Source organism: Olsenella sp. An270, from assembly GCF_002159735.1.
Classification (GTDB): domain Bacteria; phylum Actinomycetota; class Coriobacteriia; order Coriobacteriales; family Atopobiaceae; genus Thermophilibacter.
This window is the reverse complement of sequence record NZ_NFJF01000002.1, coordinates 177,438-195,293: the sequence shown is the minus strand read 5'-3', so window position 1 is coordinate 195,293 and position 17,856 is coordinate 177,438. Positions and strand designations below refer to the sequence as shown.

14 protein-coding genes and 1 riboswitch are annotated in these 17,856 nt (G+C 70.7%); of the genes, 5 read left to right on the top strand and 9 right to left on the bottom strand.

All coding sequences use genetic code 11. From position 1 onward, the window contains the following. The 3 genes from B5F73_RS03215 to B5F73_RS03205 all read right to left on the bottom strand — a co-directional run bounded on the left by B5F73_RS03215 (nucleotide 1) and on the right by B5F73_RS03205 (nucleotide 7,079). A complete protein-coding gene (locus B5F73_RS03215) occupies nucleotides 1-3,516 on the bottom strand; it encodes a UvrD-helicase domain-containing protein (protein ID WP_087226342.1) in 3,516 nt (1,171 codons plus the stop codon). Further along, nucleotides 3,513-6,686 carry a PD-(D/E)XK nuclease family protein gene (locus tag B5F73_RS03210; RefSeq protein ID WP_087226339.1) on the bottom strand — a complete coding sequence of 1,058 codons (3,174 nt, stop codon included), beginning with the start codon at nucleotides 6,684-6,686 and terminating at the stop codon, nucleotides 3,513-3,515. The genes B5F73_RS03215 and B5F73_RS03210 overlap by 4 nt, the downstream gene beginning before the upstream one ends. A 93-nt stretch (nucleotides 6,687-6,779) precedes the next feature. Beyond that, entirely contained in the window at nucleotides 6,780-7,079 is a 300-nt protein-coding gene (locus B5F73_RS03205; protein WP_087226336.1) for a YerC/YecD family TrpR-related protein, read from the bottom strand. Nucleotides 7,080-7,194: 115 nt separating this feature from the next. Between B5F73_RS03205 and B5F73_RS03200 the strand changes: the two genes are divergently transcribed. Both B5F73_RS03200 and B5F73_RS03195 read left to right on the top strand, forming a co-directional pair. Further along, nucleotides 7,195-8,025, top strand: a complete 831-nt coding sequence (locus B5F73_RS03200; protein WP_087226333.1) for an HAD hydrolase family protein — start codon at nucleotides 7,195-7,197, stop codon at nucleotides 8,023-8,025. Nucleotides 8,026-8,045: 20 nt separating this feature from the next. Further along, nucleotides 8,046-8,408 (top strand): phage holin family protein, encoded by a 363-nt coding sequence (locus B5F73_RS03195; RefSeq protein WP_087226330.1) that lies wholly within the window; start codon nucleotides 8,046-8,048, stop codon nucleotides 8,406-8,408. A 370-nt stretch (nucleotides 8,409-8,778) separates the two neighbouring features. On the opposite strand, the gene fucO is transcribed toward B5F73_RS03195, so the two are convergent. From fucO to B5F73_RS03170, 5 genes are all read right to left on the bottom strand, one after another. Further along, on the bottom strand, nucleotides 8,779-9,942 hold the full coding sequence (fucO, locus tag B5F73_RS03190) for a lactaldehyde reductase (RefSeq protein WP_087226327.1): 1,164 nt from the start codon (nucleotides 9,940-9,942) through the stop codon (nucleotides 8,779-8,781). A gap of 218 nt (nucleotides 9,943-10,160) precedes the next feature. Next, nucleotides 10,161-10,862, bottom strand: a complete 702-nt coding sequence (dapD, locus tag B5F73_RS03185; RefSeq protein WP_087226324.1) for a 2,3,4,5-tetrahydropyridine-2,6-dicarboxylate N-acetyltransferase — start codon at nucleotides 10,860-10,862, stop codon at nucleotides 10,161-10,163. Between the two features lie 25 nt (nucleotides 10,863-10,887). After that, the gene (gene dapB, locus B5F73_RS03180; protein ID WP_087226321.1) at nucleotides 10,888-11,607 is read right to left on the bottom strand and encodes a 4-hydroxy-tetrahydrodipicolinate reductase; all 720 of its coding nucleotides are present in this window, start codon (nucleotides 11,605-11,607) and stop codon (nucleotides 10,888-10,890) included. Continuing rightward, on the bottom strand, nucleotides 11,600-12,490 hold the full coding sequence (dapA, locus tag B5F73_RS03175; RefSeq protein WP_204206249.1) for a 4-hydroxy-tetrahydrodipicolinate synthase: 891 nt from the start codon (nucleotides 12,488-12,490) through the stop codon (nucleotides 11,600-11,602). The genes dapB and dapA overlap by 8 nt, the downstream gene beginning before the upstream one ends. Before the next feature lie 34 nt (nucleotides 12,491-12,524). Beyond that, nucleotides 12,525-13,772: a diaminopimelate decarboxylase gene (locus B5F73_RS03170; RefSeq protein ID WP_087226318.1), complete on the bottom strand. Its 1,248-nt coding sequence runs from the start codon at nucleotides 13,770-13,772 to the stop codon at nucleotides 12,525-12,527. A gap of 56 nt (nucleotides 13,773-13,828) precedes the next feature. Continuing rightward, a riboswitch (Lysine riboswitch) is annotated at nucleotides 13,829-14,000 on the bottom strand. A gap of 266 nt (nucleotides 14,001-14,266) precedes the next feature. Between B5F73_RS03170 and B5F73_RS03165 the strand changes: the two genes are divergently transcribed. Further along, nucleotides 14,267-15,448: a M20/M25/M40 family metallo-hydrolase gene (locus B5F73_RS03165; RefSeq protein ID WP_087226315.1), complete on the top strand. Its 1,182-nt coding sequence runs from the start codon at nucleotides 14,267-14,269 to the stop codon at nucleotides 15,446-15,448. 102 nt (nucleotides 15,449-15,550) lie between these two features. Here the strand turns inward: B5F73_RS03165 and B5F73_RS03160 are convergent, their stop codons facing one another. Then, nucleotides 15,551-15,775 (bottom strand): hypothetical protein, encoded by a 225-nt coding sequence (locus tag B5F73_RS03160; RefSeq protein WP_087226312.1) that lies wholly within the window; start codon nucleotides 15,773-15,775, stop codon nucleotides 15,551-15,553. Between the two features lie 273 nt (nucleotides 15,776-16,048). Here B5F73_RS03160 and B5F73_RS03155 point away from each other — a divergent pair, with 273 nt between their 5' ends. Beyond that, nucleotides 16,049-16,783: a hypothetical protein gene (locus B5F73_RS03155; RefSeq protein ID WP_143803115.1), complete on the top strand. Its 735-nt coding sequence runs from the start codon at nucleotides 16,049-16,051 to the stop codon at nucleotides 16,781-16,783. 128 nt (nucleotides 16,784-16,911) lie between these two features. Next, on the top strand, nucleotides 16,912-17,754 hold the full coding sequence (locus B5F73_RS03150) for a LysR family transcriptional regulator (RefSeq protein WP_158094748.1): 843 nt from the start codon (nucleotides 16,912-16,914) through the stop codon (nucleotides 17,752-17,754). The last annotated feature ends 102 nt before the right edge of the window (nucleotides 17,755-17,856 follow it).

Below are 17,856 nucleotides of genomic sequence, written 5' to 3'. Positions count from 1 at the left end.
CTACGAGCCGAAGGAGTAGCGGGCCACGAGCGGCTCGCCCGGGGTCTCCGGGTCCTCGCGCTCGACGCAGACGAAGGCGCACTCCACCCGCTTGACTCCCTCGTCGAGAAGGACCCCGGCGTAGAACTCGGCCTGCATGGCGTGACGCTCGCGCACCTCGTCGGGCGTGAGGCCGCGGTCTCCCGTCTTGTAGTCGACCACCAGCGCGCGGCGCCCGTCGGCGCTCGTGCAGAGCAGGTCCATCGCCCCCTCGAGGTACTCGCCGTGCGGCGAGTCCACGCGCCGGAAGAACGGGACCTCCGCGCGCACGAGGTCCCACGACAGGGCCTCGGCGCGGACGCGCGAACCCTCCCAGCGCGCGAGCGCCTCGCGCAGGCGCGCCTCCGCGCGGGAGGACAGGTGCCAGCGCCTCGCCTGCGCACGGACGCGGGCCTCGCCCGCCGGAGCGCCGGACTCGACCATCGCCTGGGCGAGCTCGTGGAACGCCGAGCCCAGGTTGGTTGCGCGGTCGGCATCGTCGGCGTCGGCCTCGCCGGCGGCGTCGGCCTCGCGGGACCTGCGCGAGGGCGGGGCCGGGGGCTCGAGGGAGGCGCGGACGCTCGAGTAGCTGAAGACGCCCTCGCGAGCTCGCCAGGACCCGGTCTCCGGCGCGGCCTCGCCGGCCATCTCGAAGAGCTCGAACGGGACGGGGCCGGCGTCGGCCTCGCCGCCTACGGCGCCCGGGGTGCCGAGGCGGACCACGTCGGCGGGGTCGTCGGGGAGGGCGCCGTCGAAGGCGGCCAGCGAGCCGCCGGACGACGCGAGGACGGACCTCTGATCGCCGCTGCCCTCGCTCGTCACCTCGACGCAGCGCACGCGGGCGGGCGCGCTCCCGCCAAAGTCCGCCCGCGTCTCCCCCACCGACGGCGCGGACGCCTCGCCGAGGAGCGCCTCGAGCGTGGCGGCGGCGAGCGCCGACGAGGGGATGCCGTCCTTGCCGCAGGCCGCGGGGACCGAGAGCACCAGGGCCTCGCAGGCGCGCGTGAGCGCGACGTAGAGCAGCCGCGCGCGCTCGTGGGACTCCGCCTCCTCGTCCTGCGACCGGAGCGTCGCGTAGCGCGCGCAGAGCGACAGGTGCGCCGCCCGGTCCGCACTCTCCTCGAGCTCCTCGGGGTCCAGCTCGTCGAGGAGGCTCGAGAGCTTGTGGTCGTCGTCGCGGGGACGCAGCACAAACGTGCGGGTCCCGTCCCGCAGGGGGCCGAGCGCCAGCGCGGCCTCCGATCGCGGGCGCGACCAGCACTCGGCGACGGCGCAGACGCCGAACTCCAGGCCCTTGGAGGCGTGGATCGTCATCACGCGGACCGTTCCGTCGCCCGCCGCGCCGTCGGCGCCCGCGAGGGAGGCGGGGGGCACCTTGGCCACCTGGAGCCACGCGTCGAACTCCGTCGCCGCGCGGGCGGCGCCGAGCCCCAGGTCCTCCGTGAGGTCGCGGACGTAGCGCACCGCGGCGAGCACGTTGGCCGCGCGGGCGCGGCCCTCGGCTCCGGAGCGCTCGAGGCGGGAGAGCCAGCCCGAGTCGCGCGCCACGTCGAGGCACACGTCCGCCACGCCGCGCCACCGCACCTGCTCGAGCGCGCGGGAGAGCACCTCGTGGGCGCGGGAGAGCCGCGCCGAGGGCTCATGGCCGCCAAAGAGCTCCATCGAAGCCAGGCCGCGGTCGATCCCGCGCTTGGCGGGTGCGTCGGACTTCTCCTGCGCCCGGGAGCCGAGCTCGCAGAAGTCATTGGCATCGAGACCGAACATCTCGCTCGCCAGCAGCGGGAAGAGACCCGACTGCGTGTCCGCCGGGTTGGCCAGGGTGTGCAGCAGGGCGCACATGACCTTCACCTCGTCCGTCGAGGTGAAGGTGGACCCGCCGGTGACCACGCACTCCATCCCGCGCGAGCGGATGGCGTCGATGTAGAGGTCGGCGTTGGTCGTCACGCCGAGCAGAAGGGCCATGTCGCCGGCGCGCTCCCCCGCCGCGCGATAGCGCGCGAGCGCGTCCGCGACCTGCGCGGCGGCGGTCGCCACCTGGTGCTTGGAGGGACGCCCGGAGACCCCCCGCCCAGAGCACACCTCGATGTCGACGCGCGGCAGGTTATGTGCCTGGTAGCCGTCCTTGCGCTCGTCATTGGCAGCGAGGTGCATGAAGCCTTCGAGCGTGCCGGGCGCGGCGGAGTCACCGCCCGTGCACACACGCTCGACGAGGGCGAGGATGTCCGCGTGGCTGCGGTAGTTGGTGTCGAGGCGGACGGTCCCGGCGCGGGAGACCCGCTCCCCGTGCCTGCGGAAGACTCCCACGTCGGCGCCGCGGAAGCGGTAGATCGACTGCTGGGCGTCGCCGACGGTGCAGAGGTGCGCCACGTCCTCGCCGGCGAGCAGTCCGATGAGCTCGAGCTGCATCTCGTCGGTGTCCTGGAACTCGTCGACCATCACGAGGCGGAAGCGCCCCTCGTAGTCCCGGCGCACGGGTGCGACGTCGCGCACGGCGGCCAGGGCCTCGCGCACGAGGTCGTCGTTGTCGAGGCAGCGATTGGCGTCCTTGATCTCGCGGTAGCGGACCGCCACGCGGCGGGCGAGCTCCCGCAAAGATCCCCCGAGCGGGGCCACGCCGCAGAAGCGCGCCTCCGCGAGCACGAGCGCGCGGGCTGCCTTGACTGCCTTGACCTCGTCCTTTATCGCACCTCTCGCCTGGGGGAGCGAGAGGCGCGAGACGAGCTCGCACACCGCCTCGGGCGTGCACTCGCGGAGGGGGCGCCGCTCGAACGCTCGCAGCTCCTCCAGGGCGGGCGCCACCCGCCCCAGGGCGGCGGGCGTGAGACGCAGCGAGGCGAGCTCCTCCATGCGCGCCGTGAGGGTGGCGAGCGCCTCGCGCACGAGGGAGGGATCGCCCTGCGCCGCCTCGAGCGCGTCCACGCCGCGGGGGCAGGACGCCCCGGCGTCCACGAGCGCAGCCACGAGCCCCATGACCCCCGTGTAGCCGGTCCTTGTCCGCATCCCCAGGTCGAACTCGGCGAACAGGGGCGCGAACTCGTCGTCGGAGCGCGCGGCGCGCATCACGTCGTCCATCGCGCGGTCGAACAGCGCCGCCCGCACGGACTCGGCGGCCACCTCGAAGGAGGGGTCCAGCCCGAGGTCGAGCGCGTGACGGTGCAGGATGCGCGAGCACATGCCGTGGATCGTCGAGATCCAGGCGTCGTCGACCGCGAGCGCCTGCTCGACCATGCCCGCGGAGCGCAGCGTCCTTCTCGTCCGCTCCTTGATCTCGCGGGCGGCCGCCTCGGTGAAGGTGATGACGAGCACCTGGTCGAGGCTGTCGACGAAGGGGCGCCCGTCCGGCCCCGACTCGGGCGAGAGGGCCCAGGCGATGCGCCTCGTGAGCGTGAACGTCTTGCCGGACCCGGCGCCCGCCTCCACGAAGAGGGGCTCGTCGAGCGTCGTGACGATTGCGCGCTGCCTGTCGTTGAGCTCGGAAAGGTCGACCTTCGCGCTCACTTCCGCAGCCTCCTCTCGCAGTTGAGCACCGGGCAGAAGCGGCAGGCCTCCGCGTCGAGGGGACTCGCCTCGATGTCCCCGGCGAGCAGGCGCTCCATCTTCTGCGCGATCTGGTCCTCGCTGGCGTCGAGCAGGGCCTCCATGCCGGCAGCGTCCCCGCGGCCAAAGCGCTCGTCGCGGGGCACCGCCACGGACGCGAGCCTCCTGGAGGAGGCGCCCTCGCCGAGCACGAGGTCGGCGAGGTTCTCGTCGACCGCGCCGGCGAGCGCATGGTCACCCTTGGTGCACAGGTAGAGGGCGGCGCGCACGGTGAGGTCGGGGAACGCGCGGCGGACGACCTGCGCGTATATCAGCGACTGAACGCGCCGGGGCAGCGAGAAGGACCCCGGCTCGCGGTCTCCGGAGAACGCGTCGTACTCCCTGGCGAAGCCGTCGTCGGACTTGTGCTTGTAGTCGACGACGGCCACCTGGCCGTGTGCGTCCACGTCGATGCGGTCGACCGTGCCCGTGAGCAGCACCCCGGCGTACTCGACCTTGGGCGCGGAGCCGCGGCCGAAGCCCCACTCGAAGAAGCGCGGCTCGAAGCCCGCGAGCACGCCGGCCTCGAAGTCGAGCAGCGTCCCCAGGTCGCGCCGGAGGCCCGCGAGCTGCCCGTGCTCGCGCGCGAGGTGCGGCACGAGGGCCTGCGGCAGCGGCCTGCGGCCGCCGACGAGCTGGTACTGGTGGGCGAGGTGCGCGTCGAACTCCTCCTCGAGCACGGCGCGGGCCTCCTCGAGCTCAGCGGCATTGCCCGGCGCCGAGCCGGGAAGGCGGGCGGCGGGGTCCTGCTGGGCGAGCGCCAGCAGGCGCTCCACCTCGTCGCGGTAGGGTTCCTGCTGCATGGCGTCGGGACTCCCCGCGCGCAGGTCGGCAAGGACGCGGCCCCCGTCGGCGCGCTCTCGCGCGCGGGCGACGAGCTCGCGGCGGCTCACCTCGAGCACGCGATGCGCAAACGTGCCCATCTCCGCGCCCGTGAAGAGCGCATCGGCGTCGCGCAGGCGCAGGCGCCTCAGGCTGAACCACTTGTACGGGCACTCGAGGTAGCTCTCTATCTGGGAGGCGGAGAGGACGGGACGGGGGTCGACCGCGTCCGCGCCCTCCGGCGGGGGCGAGACCAGCTCGCGCTCGCGCGCGTCGATCCTGCCCGCGGGCGCCGGGGTCTCCTCGCCCACGCGGGCCGCGGCGACGCCGGTCGCGGAGACGTTCTCGGCCAGGGACGACTCCGAGCGCGTGAGCACGTTCCTCTCGCCCAGCGCGCCCGCCGTCTCGGCGACGTCCGCCCCGGCCCCCAGCCCGAAGCAGGCCATGACCTCGGAGAGCATGACGGAGGGGTAGCACTCCTTGCCGTCCGTCCCGAAGAGCGTCCGCTCGAGCGCGAGCACGCGCCGGGGCACGCGGGCGATCGCGGCGAACCGCGCGCGCTCACGCTCCATCGCGCTCGGCGGCTCCTCGACGCCCCAGGAGCACAGGATGTGCGAGAGCGCGTCATCTGCCTCCGAGACGGGCGCGTCGGCGGAGGTCTGGTCGAGGAGGACGAGCGCGTCAGAAGAGGCGGGGGCGAGGCGGCTCGCCGTCGTGGCGTCGACGATGCGGACCGTGACGTCGCCGGGCGCCGTGCGCTCCGGGCGCAGCACGACGGCGTCGCGCCCGAGCGCCGCCTCGGCGAGGTCCACGAGCTCGGAGAGGGCGACGGCGGAGCGCTGGGAGGGATCGGCGGAGACGCCGAGCTCCTTCAGGGTCCGCGCCACGTCGAGCACCGCCCCGAGCGCGGCGACGGCCTCACGCGCGCCGGGCGCGTCGGACGCGTCCCCGTCCACGAAGGGCATGAGCAGCTTGGACGCGGCGGAGCCGAGCCTTCCGCGCAGGAGCTCGCGGGTGGCCGCGGCCACCTCGGGCGAGACCGAGCGCGGCGAGGCGAGCTGCTCGAGGACGGAGCCGGGCGTGAGCAGGCGGTTGCCGCGCCACTCGGCATCGAGCCGGCGCGCCCGCGCGGCGTCCAGGTGGGAGATCGAGGAGACCAGGAAGTCGGAGAGGTCGCGCGGGGGCCACCACGACATGTCCCCCAGGGTGACGCGGACGGTGCCCGCCCGCGGGGCGTCTGCGACCGGCTCGTTGGCGGGCCAGGTCTCATCCAGCTCGGAGAGGCGCGCGACGGCGCGGGCGTAGCCCAGGAAGGCGCGCCCCGGCTCGAGCTCCGCCATGTGGCAGGAGAGCTGAGCCCGGGCGGAGACCCCGCGGGCGGCGAGGCGCGGCGAGAGCTCGCGCCAGGCGCGTGACGCGTCCCGGGCCACCACGACGACGTCGTGACACCCCTCCCCCGCCAGGTCGGCGATGGCGCGGCAGACCAGCTCGGGAGCGGCGGACGGGCCCGCCGGGAGCAGCATGCGAACCGCGCCGGAGGCGGCAAGCGGCTCGTCGGAGGGGTGGAACAGCGTGGCGAGCAGGGCGGCGAGCCCCTCGGAGCGCGCCGCGCCGGAGGCGGTCGCGGGCTCCCCCACGACGGCGACGTCGAAGGTTGCGGCGAGCCCCTCGACGAGGGTGCGCTCGGCGCGGCCCATCCACGGGAACCCGGCGACGGTCACGGGCGGCACGGCGACGCCCTCGGCAGCGAGGACGCCCGGGAGCGCGTCCATGACCTCGCAGCCCTCGACGAGGCCGGAGGCTCGAAGCTCGGCGTCGAGGTCGGGGAGGAGCCCCACCAGCGCGCACTCCGCCTCGGTCGCCCCCTCCGGCGGCTCGACCGACCCCGTGAGCCAGGGCATCCCGAGGCGCGAGAGGTCGGCGAGCAGCGCCGCGGTACCGGGGGTGTCCGCGAGCGGGAAGCCGGGCCGCCAGCAGGCGCGACGGAGCACGCGCGCGGCGAGCAGGTCGCGCGAGGCGCCGTCCACCACCCGGCGGCCGTCCCCCCAGACCTCCCAGCGCTCCCGCGCCCAGGCGGCGGGCGTGCTCACCGTGACGCCGAGCGAGAGGCCGCGCTCGGCGGCGAGGGCGCGCTGGACCTCGAGGGCCTGGGCGAAGCTCGGGACGAGCACGACCGCGCGCCCGCACGACCCGAGCGCGTCGCGCACGCGGCCGACGAGCTCGGGCGATGCGAGTCTCTCATCTGTTGCACTCAGGGCGCTCAGCGGCATGGGGCCTCCCGGGCCGTCGTTCTTCTCGGCACATCCTAGCCTAGCGGACCGACCGGACAAAAAGTCCGTCGGCGGCTGGCGGGCGGCGGGCCCCTACGCCTCGCCGTCGAGGCGCGCGAGCACCATCCGGTAGCCCCCCGCGGGGCCGTTCAGGCACTTGGAGACGCGTGAGACCGTGGTCGATGAGGCTCCCGTCGCATGGGAGACGTCGAGGTAGGAGGCCCCGGCGGCGAGCATGGTGGCCACCTCGAGGCGCTGAGAGAGGTCCTCGATCTCGCGCGGGGTGCAGAGGTCTCCCAGGAGCGCCCGGGCCTCGTCGGCGGAGTCGAGCGAGCAGAGCGCCTCGTAGAGGCGACGCGTCTGCGCCTCGCCGATGCCGCCGACCTGTGCCATGGGCCCCTCCCCGTCTCGTTCTTCTCGGCCTCACACTTTAGCGCATTAAAGCGCCCGCGCGCCAGTGCTCACGCTAGAATTGTGCGCGGAACGGACCACGTGAGACGGAGGATCGATGAGAAGTTACCTGGAGGACGACCTCTCCGGCGTTCGCCTGGTGGCGAGCGACATGGACTACACGCTGCTCGCCGACGACAAGTCCATGCCCGAGGACATGCCGGGACGCATCCGCGCGCTCGAGGGCGCGGGGGCGCTCTTTGCCGCGGCGAGCGGGCGGCCGCTCTACACGCTGCGCGATATGTTCCCGGACTCGTGGGACCACATGGCCTTCGTCACCGACAACGGCGCCGCGGTGGTCTGCCGCGAGGACGTCGTGTTCAAGAGCCTCATCGAGCCGGCGACGGTCCAGGCGCTCACCGAGTTCACGCTCGAGGGCGGCTACGGGCTGCCCACGGTCTGCGGACTCGACGCCTGCTACGTCCGCGAGCAGGACCGCCGCTATGACGACGTCTTCCGCACCTTCTACCACAACATCGTCTACGTGGAGACGCTCGACCACCTGGCGGCCGAGGTCAACAAGTTCACGGTCTACTTCCCCGAGGGCAACGCGGTGCCCATGCGCGACGAGGTGTACGCGCCGGCCTGGGGCGAGCAGCTCTCGGTGACCTGCGGCGGCGCCGTGTGGATCGACATCATGAACCAGGGCGTCGACAAGGGCACGGGCGTCGAGCGCCTCTGCGAGCACCTGGGGATCTCCGTCGCCGACGTCGTGGCCTGCGGCGACACCGACAACGACGCCGAGATGCTCGAGACCGTGGGCCACGGCTACCTCGTCGCCAACGCGGAGGAGCGCATGGAGCGCTTCGCCGACTTCCGCATCCCCTCCAACAACGAGCGCGGCGTGGCGCAGGTGATCGACGCCGTGCTGGCGGCGCGGCGCGCGTAGGCGGACGGGAGGTGCGACCCATGGGGTTTCTCGGCAAGTGGCTCGTCACGGCCGTCGCGTGCGCGGTGGCCATCTGGATCGTCCCGGGCATCGAGGCCGTGGGCGGCACCTGGGCGGGGCCGATCATGTGCGCGCTCACGCTCGCGCTGCTCAACGCCACGATCAAGCCCGTGATGCAGGTGCTCGCGCTGCCGCTCACGATCGGCACGCTGGGCATCTTCTACGTGGTGGTCAACGCGATGGTGCTCGAGCTGGCGAGCTTCCTCTCCCGCAACATCTTCCACGCCGGCATCGCGATCGAGTCCTTCGGCTCCGCGCTGGTCGGCGCCGTCATCATCTCGATCGTGAGCATGCTCGTCGGCGGGGCCGTGGGCGAGGAGTAGCGGGAGGTCGTCCTTCTCGCCCGCGCGGGCACCCTGTCGCCCGGGAATCGCCGCCCTTGTCCGGACGGCTTCTAGAAACCGAGGGCCTTGTCCTACGCGCTTCCTAAAATCGCCGCCCTTGTCGCCCGAACTTCTAGGATTTCCCGCCCTTGTACCAAAACAGGGGCCCTCCGACGCACAAAAGCCTCGTCCCGCTGCCAACCAGAGGACAACCCCGCTTTTTCCTAGATTCCCCGCCGACAAGAACGTCAATTCCTAGAAGGAGCCCCGAGACAGCGGGGCCCGGCACCTCGCCAAGCAAACTTCCTGAGCGCTACGCGCGAAGCAGTTTGCGTGCGAGGTGCCGGGCCCCTTTACGTTGGCGAGGATGCTACGCCATCACCTTGCGGAACAGCTCCACGACGGCGGCGTGGTCGGCCTCGCGCGGGTTGCCCGGGAAGCAGGCGTCGGCGATGGCGTCGTCGGCCAGCTGGTCGAGGTCCTCCTCAACCAGGCCGTCGCACGTGGGCTTGATGTTGACGTCGGCGGAGAGCTGGCGCACCGCGGCGATGGCGGCGTCGGCGGCCTCGTCGTCGCTCATGCCGGTGGTGTCGACGCCCATGGCCACGGCGACCTCGGCGAGGCGCTTGGTCACGACGGGCTTGTTGTACTCCATCGCAACGGGCAGCAGCATCGCGCAGGCGACGCCGTGCGGGGTGTCGTAGTGCGCGGAGAGCGTGTGCGCCATGGCGTGGTCGATGCCCAGGCCCACGTTGGAGAAGCCCATGCCGGCGATGTACTGGGCGAGCGCCATGCCCTCGCGGCCGGAGCCCGGGACGCCGCTCTTGGCCTCGGCCACGGCGTCGCGCAGGTGCTTCGAGATGAGCTGGATGGCCTTGTAGTGGAACATGTCGGAGAGCTCCCAGGCGCCCTGGGTGGTGTAGCCCTCGATCGCGTGCGTGAGCGCGTCCATGCCGGTGGCGGCGGTGAGGCCGGCGGGCATGGAGGCCATCATGTCGGGGTCGACCACGGCGACGTCGGGGATGTCGTTGACGTCGACGCACACGAACTTGCGGACCTTCTCGGGGTCGGTGATCACGTAGTTGATCGTGACCTCGGCCGCGGTGCCGGCGGTGGTGGGCACGGCGATGGTGAAGACGGCGTGCTTCTTGGTGGGGGCCACGCCCTCGAGGGAGACAACGTCGGCAAACTCGGGGTTGGCGACGATGATGCCGATGCCCTTGGCGGTGTCCATCGAGGAGCCGCCGCCGATGGTGACGATGCAGTCCGCACCGGAGGCCTTGTACGCCTCGACGCCGTCCTGGACGTTCTTGATCGTGGGGTTGGGCTTGATCTCGGAGTAGAGCTCCCAGGCGATGCCGGCCTCGTCGAGCAGGTCGGTCACCTTGGCGACGACGCCAAACTTCACGAGGTCGGGGTCGGAGCAGACGAAGGCCTTCTTGTAGCCGCGGCGCTCGAGCTCGCCGGGGATCTCCTTGATCGCGCCGGAGCCGTGATAGGAGATGTTGTTCAGGACGAAGCGGTTGACTGCCATGTGTTCCCCCTTGGGTTGATGCGTGCCGGAATGCCGGCGGTCCGCTGCGTAGTGTTCCCTTTGAGAGTTGTTGACGTGCTAACTTCTCCGCGAACGGCACGTCGTGTCGGCAAGGGGAAGTGGCGGCGCGTGCCAATTTGCTGTTGGTAACGAAACGGGCCCCAAAAACGTGACAAAGCGCAAGCTGGGGACCTCGGGGCGAGAAGGACGCGGGCTCGCTACAGCGAACGCAGGGCGTCGACCAGCGCGGTCTTGTCGGCGGTCTTGTCGTCCTTCATCTTGATCACGCGCGCCGGGCAGCCCGCCACGACGGCGCCCGCCGGCACGTCCTCCACGCAGACGGCCCCGGCCGCCACCACGGCGCCCGCGCCCACGCGCACGCCCTCGATGACCACGGCGTTGGCGCCGATCATGACGTCGTCCTCGACGACGACGGGCGTGGCGCTGGCGGGCTCGACCACGCCGGCGAGCACGGCGCCCGCGCCCACGTGGCAGCGCGCGCCCACGATCGCGCGCCCGCCGAGCACGGCACCCATGTCGATCATGGTGCCCTCGCCCACCACGGCGCCGATGTTGATGACGGCGCCCATCATGACCACGGCGTTGTCGCCGATCTCGACCTGGTCGCGGATGATCGCGCCCGGCTCGATGCGCGCGTTCACCCCGCGCAGGTCCAGCAGCGGCACCGCGGAGTTGCGGCGGTCGCACTCGACGTCGGCATACTCGATCGAGTCGGCGTTGGCGAGAAGGACGGGCTCGATGGCTGACCACTCGCCGATGACGACCTTGCCGTCGCGCCCGCCGTAGACGTGGGTCCCCGGCCAGTCGACCCTCATGCCGCACTTCTCGCGGACGTACACCTTGACCGGCGTCTTCTTGGGAGCGCTGGCGATGAAGTCGATGATCTCCTGTGCGTTCAAACCCGTTCCTCTCGATCCGTGCGGTCTAGCCAAACATCAGGGTATCAAAGTCGTAGAAGCCGGGCTCGCGCGTGAGCAGGCGCGCCGCGGCGGCCACGGCGCCGGTGACGAAGATCTGGCGGCTCGTGGCGCGATGCGTGAGGCAGACCTCCTCGTCGGGCCCGAAGAAGTGGACCTCGTGCGTGCCCGCAACGGTGCCGCCGCGGACGGCGTGCACGCCGATCTCGCCGGGGACCCGCGCGCCCACCATGCCCTCGCGGCCGCCCACGACCGGGCGCTCCCCCGTCGGGTCGACGGCGGCGACGAGCGCCCTGGCAGTGCCGCTCGGCGCGTCGGCCTTCTGGTTGTGGTGGGTCTCGACGATCTCCACGTCCCAGCCGGCGAGCGTACGGGCCACCATCGCCGTCGCGCGGCGCAGGGCCGCCACGCCGAGCGAGTAGTTGGACGCCCAGATAACACGGTTCCTCTCGCCCAGCGCACGCAGCTCGTCCAGCTGGTCGGCCGCAAGGCCCGTGGTGCCCGAGACCAGCGCCGCGCCCGTGCGGCGTGCGTAGGCGAGGACGTGCGGCAGCGCCGCAGGCGCCGAGAAGTCCACCGCCACGTCCGCCGCGGGCGCGAGCTCGTCCAGCTCGTCGATGTTGTCCACGTCGTAGGAGCCCACGACGCCAAATCCGCGGGCGGACAGCTCCTCGCGCACGAGGCGACCCATGCGGCCCGCGCCGCCGACCACGATCGCGCTAGCCAAGGAGACCGACCCCCCTCATGGCCGCCACGAGCTGCTCGCGGCCGGCGTCGGAGATCGTCCAGAGCGGCTGGCGGTAGTTCTCGCCGATGAGGCCCATCTCGGCCAGCGCGCACTTGACCGGGATCGGGTTGACCTCGCAGAAGAGCGCGTGGATGAGGTCGAGGTTCTCGAGCTGGGCGCGGCGCGCAGCCTCGACGTCGCCGGACAGGTAGTCGACGCACATCTTATGCACCGTGGCGGGCGCGACGTCGGCCCACACCGAGATGACGCCCTTGGCACCGAGGCTCATGAGCGGCACCACGATGTCGTCGTTGCCGGAGAACATGCGGAAGTCGTCCGTGAGGTAGCGGGCGGCCATGGTCGCATAGCTGATGGAGCCCGAGGCCTCCTTGATGCCCCACGCGTTGGGGTGCTGGGCCAGGCGCGCGAGGTTCTTCTCGCTGATGGAGCAGCCGGTGCGGCCGGGGATGTTGTAGAGGATGCAGGGCACGTCCACCTTGTCCAGGACGGCGGTGAAGTGACGGTAGATGCCCTCCTCGTTGGACTTGTTGTAGTAGGGCGTGATGAGCAGCAGGCCGTCGATGCCGAGCCTGACCAGGCCGGCGGCCTTGCGCTCGGACTCGAAGGTAGCATTGGAGCCGGCGCCGCCGATCACAGGGACGCGACCGGCCACGCGCTCGATGACGCAGCGGGCGACCTCGTAGTCCTCGTCGTCGGTCATCGTCGAGGACTCGCCGGTGGTCCCGAGCACGAGGATGCCGTCGGTGCCGTTGGCCAAATGGAAGTCGACGAGGCGCTCGAGCGCGGGGAAGTCGACGGAGCCGTCCTCGCAAAACGGGGTCACCAGCGCGACGATCGAGCCGGTCAGGTTGGTCATGTCCATGGTTGCCTCTCTTATCTCCCGTGCGAGGGGTGCCTCACACGTCCAGCGTTGCCAGGTAGTCGGCGGGCGTCTCGGCCCGGCGGATGAGCTCGACCGATCCGTCGCAGCGCAGCAGCAGCTCCGCGGAGCGCAGCGCGCCGTTGTAGTTGTAGCCCATGGAGTGACCGTGGGCGCCCGCGTCGTGAATAAACAGCAGGTCGCCAACGTGACACTCGGGCATGAGGCGGTCGCGGGCGAACTGGTCGTTGTTCTCGCAGAGCCGGCCGACCACGTTGTAGCGGCGCGTGGCCGGCGCGTCCTCGGCGCCCATCACGGTGACGTGGTGGTAGGCGTCGTAGATGGCCGGACGCATGAGGTTGGCCGCGCAGGCGTCCACGCCCAGGTAGTCGCGGTAGGTGCGCTTCTCGTGGATGACGCGGGTCACGAGCGCGCCGGCCGGCGCGAGCATCCAGCGCCCGAGCTCCGAGAAGACCGCGACGTCGTCCATGCCCGCGGGGACGAGCACGTCCTCGTACGCCTGGCGCACGCCCTCGCCAATGACGGCGAGGTCACAGGGGGTGTCGTCCGGGTGGTAGGCCACACCGATGCCACCGGAGAGGTCAACGAAGCCAACGTGCACGCCCAGGCGCGCCGAGAGGTCGGCGGCCATCTCGAAGAGCTGTCGCGCGAGACGCGGGTAGTAGTCGTTCACCTGCGTGTTGCTGGCGAGAAACGCGTGGATGCCAAACTCCTCCACGCCTAGGGCGGCGAGCTCGCGGAACGCCTGCTCGAGCTGCGCCGGCGTCATGCCAAACTTGGAGTCGGCCGGCAAGCCGATGATGCCGTTCGCGCTCTCGAAGGTCCCGCCCGGGTTCACGCGGCAGCACACCGTGCGCGGAACGCGGCCGCCGAGGGCGCGCCGGAGGCAGGCCACCATGTCCGGCCCGTCCAGGTTGATGATCGCGCCGCGCTCGTCGGCGGCGCGGAAGTCCTCGTCGGGCGTGTCGTTGGACGAGAGCATGATGTCGCGGCCGGTCACGCCCGCACGGTCCGCGAGCAAAAGCTCGACGCCCGTGGCGCAGTCGCAGCCGCAGCCGCACTCCGCGAGGATCCGAAGGATCGCGGGGTTGGGCGTGGCCTTGACGGCAAAGTACTCCTTGAAGCCGGGGTTCCATGCGAAGGCGGCGGAGAGCTCCGCCGCGCGACGGCGGATCTCCGCCTCGTCATAGAGGTAGAAGGGCGTGGGATACACGTCCGCTATGGCTTCGAGCTGGTCCTTTGTGACAAACGGCCGCTTTACCATGGCACCTCTCGCCTCTCGGGCAGGTTCGCGACCCCCGAGCGGAGCGTTCGTCCGCGGCAAAGGATAGCGCCCCTGCGAGCTCTTCTCGCAGACAGTCCCGCGGGTCTTTCCCGCGAGCCCACCACCTCGCCGCGCCCGGCTCGGCAGTTCGGCGGACCTCGCCTCGCCCCGGGATCTGCGCCCGCCGGCTCCCCCGGGACCCTTCGTGTCCGCTCCTCTATCGATGTGGGTAGCCTAGCACCGCCCTGCACGGCCCACAAGGCGAAAAACAAACCTGAAACATCGCGGCGGCGCGTTCTTCTCGCCCGCCCGGGACGCCACCCCAAATAACGCACAAAATCGTACATGTGCGTTATTTCCACCTGCGGATATAGATTGTTGTGCTTGATTTTGTGCGTTAATCCACTGGGGCTCCCCTGCGGCCCGAACATCGGAAACGCGTGCGCCGCAGCAACGTCCTACGCTAACCTAGAGCAAGGCTGAAGGGAGGAGCGGTGGACGAGAAGACCAGGCGCGTCGCAGAGGCATACGCCGAGGAGTGCTACGAGGAGGAGCTCGAGCTCCTGCGCACGCTCGCGCAGATCCCCGCGCCGTCCGGCCACGAGGAGCGGCGCGCGGAGTTCATCCGCGACTGGCTGCTCGCCCAGGGTGCGCCCGTGGGGGCCGTGCGCGTCGACGACGCCAAGAACGTGATCTTGAGCCTGCCCGGCCCCACGGGCGGCGATGACGGGATCGCGGTCTTTGCCGCCCACACCGACGTGGTCTTCCCCGACACCGAGCCGCTGCCGCTCGCCGAGAGCGCGACGCGCCTTCTGGCGCCGGGCGTGGGCGACGACACGGCCAACCTCGTGGGGCTGCTCCTCGCCGCGCGCTACCTGCTGCGCCACAAGGTTCCGCTCGACCGGCGCCTGCTCGTGGTGGCCAACTCCTGCGAGGAGGGCCTCGGCAACCTGGCCGGCACGCGCGAGCTCTTCCGCCACTACGACGGACAGGTGCGCGAGTTCACGAGCTTTGACCTCTACCTCGGCATGCACGTGGTCTCCGCCGTGGGCAGCCATCGCTGGCGCGTGAAGTGCCACACTGAGGGCGGCCACTCCTGGGAGAACTTCGGGCGCGACAACGCGATCGAGGCGCTCTGCAGCTTCATCGAGGACCTCTACGCGCTCGAGCTGCCCACGCGCGCCAAGACCACGATCAACGTGGGGCGGTTCGTGGGCGGCACCACGGTGAACTCCATCGCCGAGGACGCGAGCGTACTCGTGGAGTACCGCTCGGCCTCCGAGGAGTGTCTCGAGGAGATGTACGGCAAGTTCGTGGTGCTCGTGGAGGAGCACCTCAAGGAGAACACCCGCATCGACGTGCAGCTCATCGGGCGGCGCCCCGCCTCCGGGGAGCACGTGCCCGAGGGGCAGGCCGCGCTCGTCTCCCGCACCGACGAGATCCTGCGCGAGCTCGGCGGCGTGGACCAGATCCACCACCAGGAGTCCTCGACCGACGCGAACATCCCGCTCTCGCTGGGCATCCCCGCGCACACCGTGGGCACCGTCGAGGGCGACCTGCTCCACACGCGCGAGGAGTGGATCGAGAAGGACAGCCTGCGGAGGGGGCTCGCGGTCATCCTGGCCCTCATGCTGGAGCATGCAAATGAGCCGACCATACATACCTACCCCATTTGACGCCCCACGGGGTCGATTTTGGGTAGGTGTGCATGGTCGGACGTTCTAGTCAAAGAAAAAGGAGCCCGCAGGCTCCTCCTCCCGTTTGGGATGTGATGACGCTTACGCCGCCACATACTTGACGAGCAGCGGCGAGTCCGCGTGGTTCTGCTCGTGGGAGGAGAACCACTCGTCAACGTCATTGAACAGAAGCCTCGGGCTGTCGGCCCAGAAGCGACGCTCGTGGCCGTCCATCAGCGCGCGATACTCGCCGCTCATGAACCAGCCGTTGTGGCAGGCGTCGAGCACCTTGCGCTGGCGCTTGCTCATGTCCTTGATCTTGGTCATGCCTTCCCTCCTTTCGAGTTTGACACGTTCGTTATACCCATTTCGACCGTTCGTGGAAAGAGGGTTGACAAAGTCATTATCTCTCCTACGCAGAGGCTCCATAAATGTGCTCACCTGCGTTTTCCGGATTTGACGCACCGTTAAGAGATGGTTTGCACCCGCTCATCGGACCCATTGTTTCAGGTAACTGACAGCTTGGGTCTCAAACATCAGCGCTGATAGCATCAGCCTTACGGAACATCCGCCCATGCGGACGATAAGAACGGAGGAGCCATGAGATTCACAAAGACAGTAGTGGCGGCGCTCGTCCTCTCGACGGCGCTGCTCGTGGGCTGCGGCCAGGCGCCGGCCACCGACGCGACCGACGCGACGCAGGACGAGGCCGCCGTCGAGCAGACCGAGCCGGAGCCGGAGCCGGAGCCGGAGCCCGCCATGACCAACTGGCAGGAGGCCGCCTTCTATGACCGCCCGACGTCAGAGATCGTAAGCGACCTCGAACTGCTGGGCTTCGAGCTCACGAACGAGGACTCCTACGAGGACACAGACGCGCTCGGCGACATCACGTTTTACTTCAGCTACTTCGAGGGTGCGCCCGAGAGCAACCCCGTCGAAGGATCGGACGAGACGGTCTGGGTCTCCTTCACCTACGAGAACCCCGCGCTCCTGGAGGGAGAGACCGAGTGCTCCCTGGAGACCATCGACCCGAGCACCGTCCCCACGGGCGTCGTCATTGGGTTCTACCTCCCCGAGGCTGACTCCTCCGAGTACGAGACGATCGCCCGGAGCGTGGGCGACGCGGTCGGGCTGCCCGCGTTCACCGACTCCTACGTCGGCGATCCCTTCGAGACGGGCCGCATAGTCGGCAACTTCACCTACCCGGACACGTTCAAGGGTCAGGAAACCGAGTCTATGCTTATCGTCTCCTCGTCATCAAACCCCGAATCGTTGCCCAACCCCGATATGCCGCTGTTTGTCTCCTACGGCCCCTACGTATCCGAGCGGGCGTAGGGCGCACGAAGGCGCTGCCAGGGGCGAGGGGCCTGCGGGCTCCTCGCCCCTTTTCTGTGGGCAGGGACGCCGCGGGGCGCATTGCGACATACAATCGCTGTATGACGCAGCGCCACAGGGAGGACGTCTTGAATCTCAAGCAGCTCGAGTACTTCGTCGCCATCGCCGAGGAGGGCCAGATCACGGCCGCCGCCCGGCGCCTGCACATCTCCCAGCCGCCGCTCTCCTACGAGCTCCGCGAGCTCGAGCGCGAGCTGGGCACGCAGCTCGTGCGCCGCGGCCCGCGCGGCGTCACGCCCACCGAGGCGGGACGGCTCCTGTACAAACGCGCGACGCGCATCCTCGCCATGGCCACGGCCACCGCGCGCGAGGTCTCGAGCGTGGGCAAGGGCCTCACCGGCACCCTCTGCCTCGCGGTCTGCGGTTCGGCGGCCGGGCTCGCACCGGGGGCACGCCTGGCGGAGCTCGCCGCGCTCGCGCCGGACGTCTCCCTCGAGCTGCGCGAGGGCGGCGTCCCCGAGGTGCTCGAGCTCGTGGCGAGCGGCATCGCGGAGGTCGGCGTCGTGCGCACGCCCTTTTCCACCCAGGGCCTGCGCACGCGCTACGCCCCCGCCGAGCCGCTCGTCGCCGTCATGCCGCCCGCGCTCGAGCACGGCGACGAGCTCACCGTCCTTCTCGCCCAGCTTGAGGGCGTGCCGATCGTCTGCGACGCCCGAACGGCGACCGCCCTGGGCCGCGAGCCCTTCTGCGTCACCGAGGACGCCCGCAGCGTCTGCTCCTGCGCGGCGGCCGGGCTGGGCGTGGGCCTCGTGCCGCGCTCCCTGCTCACCGTCTGCGACACCGGTCCCTGCTACATCAAGACGCTGGTCGAGAAGGACCTCGAGAGCCGCGCCGCCGTCATATGGAAGGCCGACCGCGCCCTCTCCCCGCTCGCCGAGCGCGCGGTCGCCCTTCTCGGCGAGCTCTGCTAGCGGCCAAATGGCGAGTAATCACCGAGGTGGAAGCTCGCCCTGCACTCTCCCCTCGTGAAGGGTCAAGTTCCAGAGGGTATGTGCACGCTTGAAGTATTGATG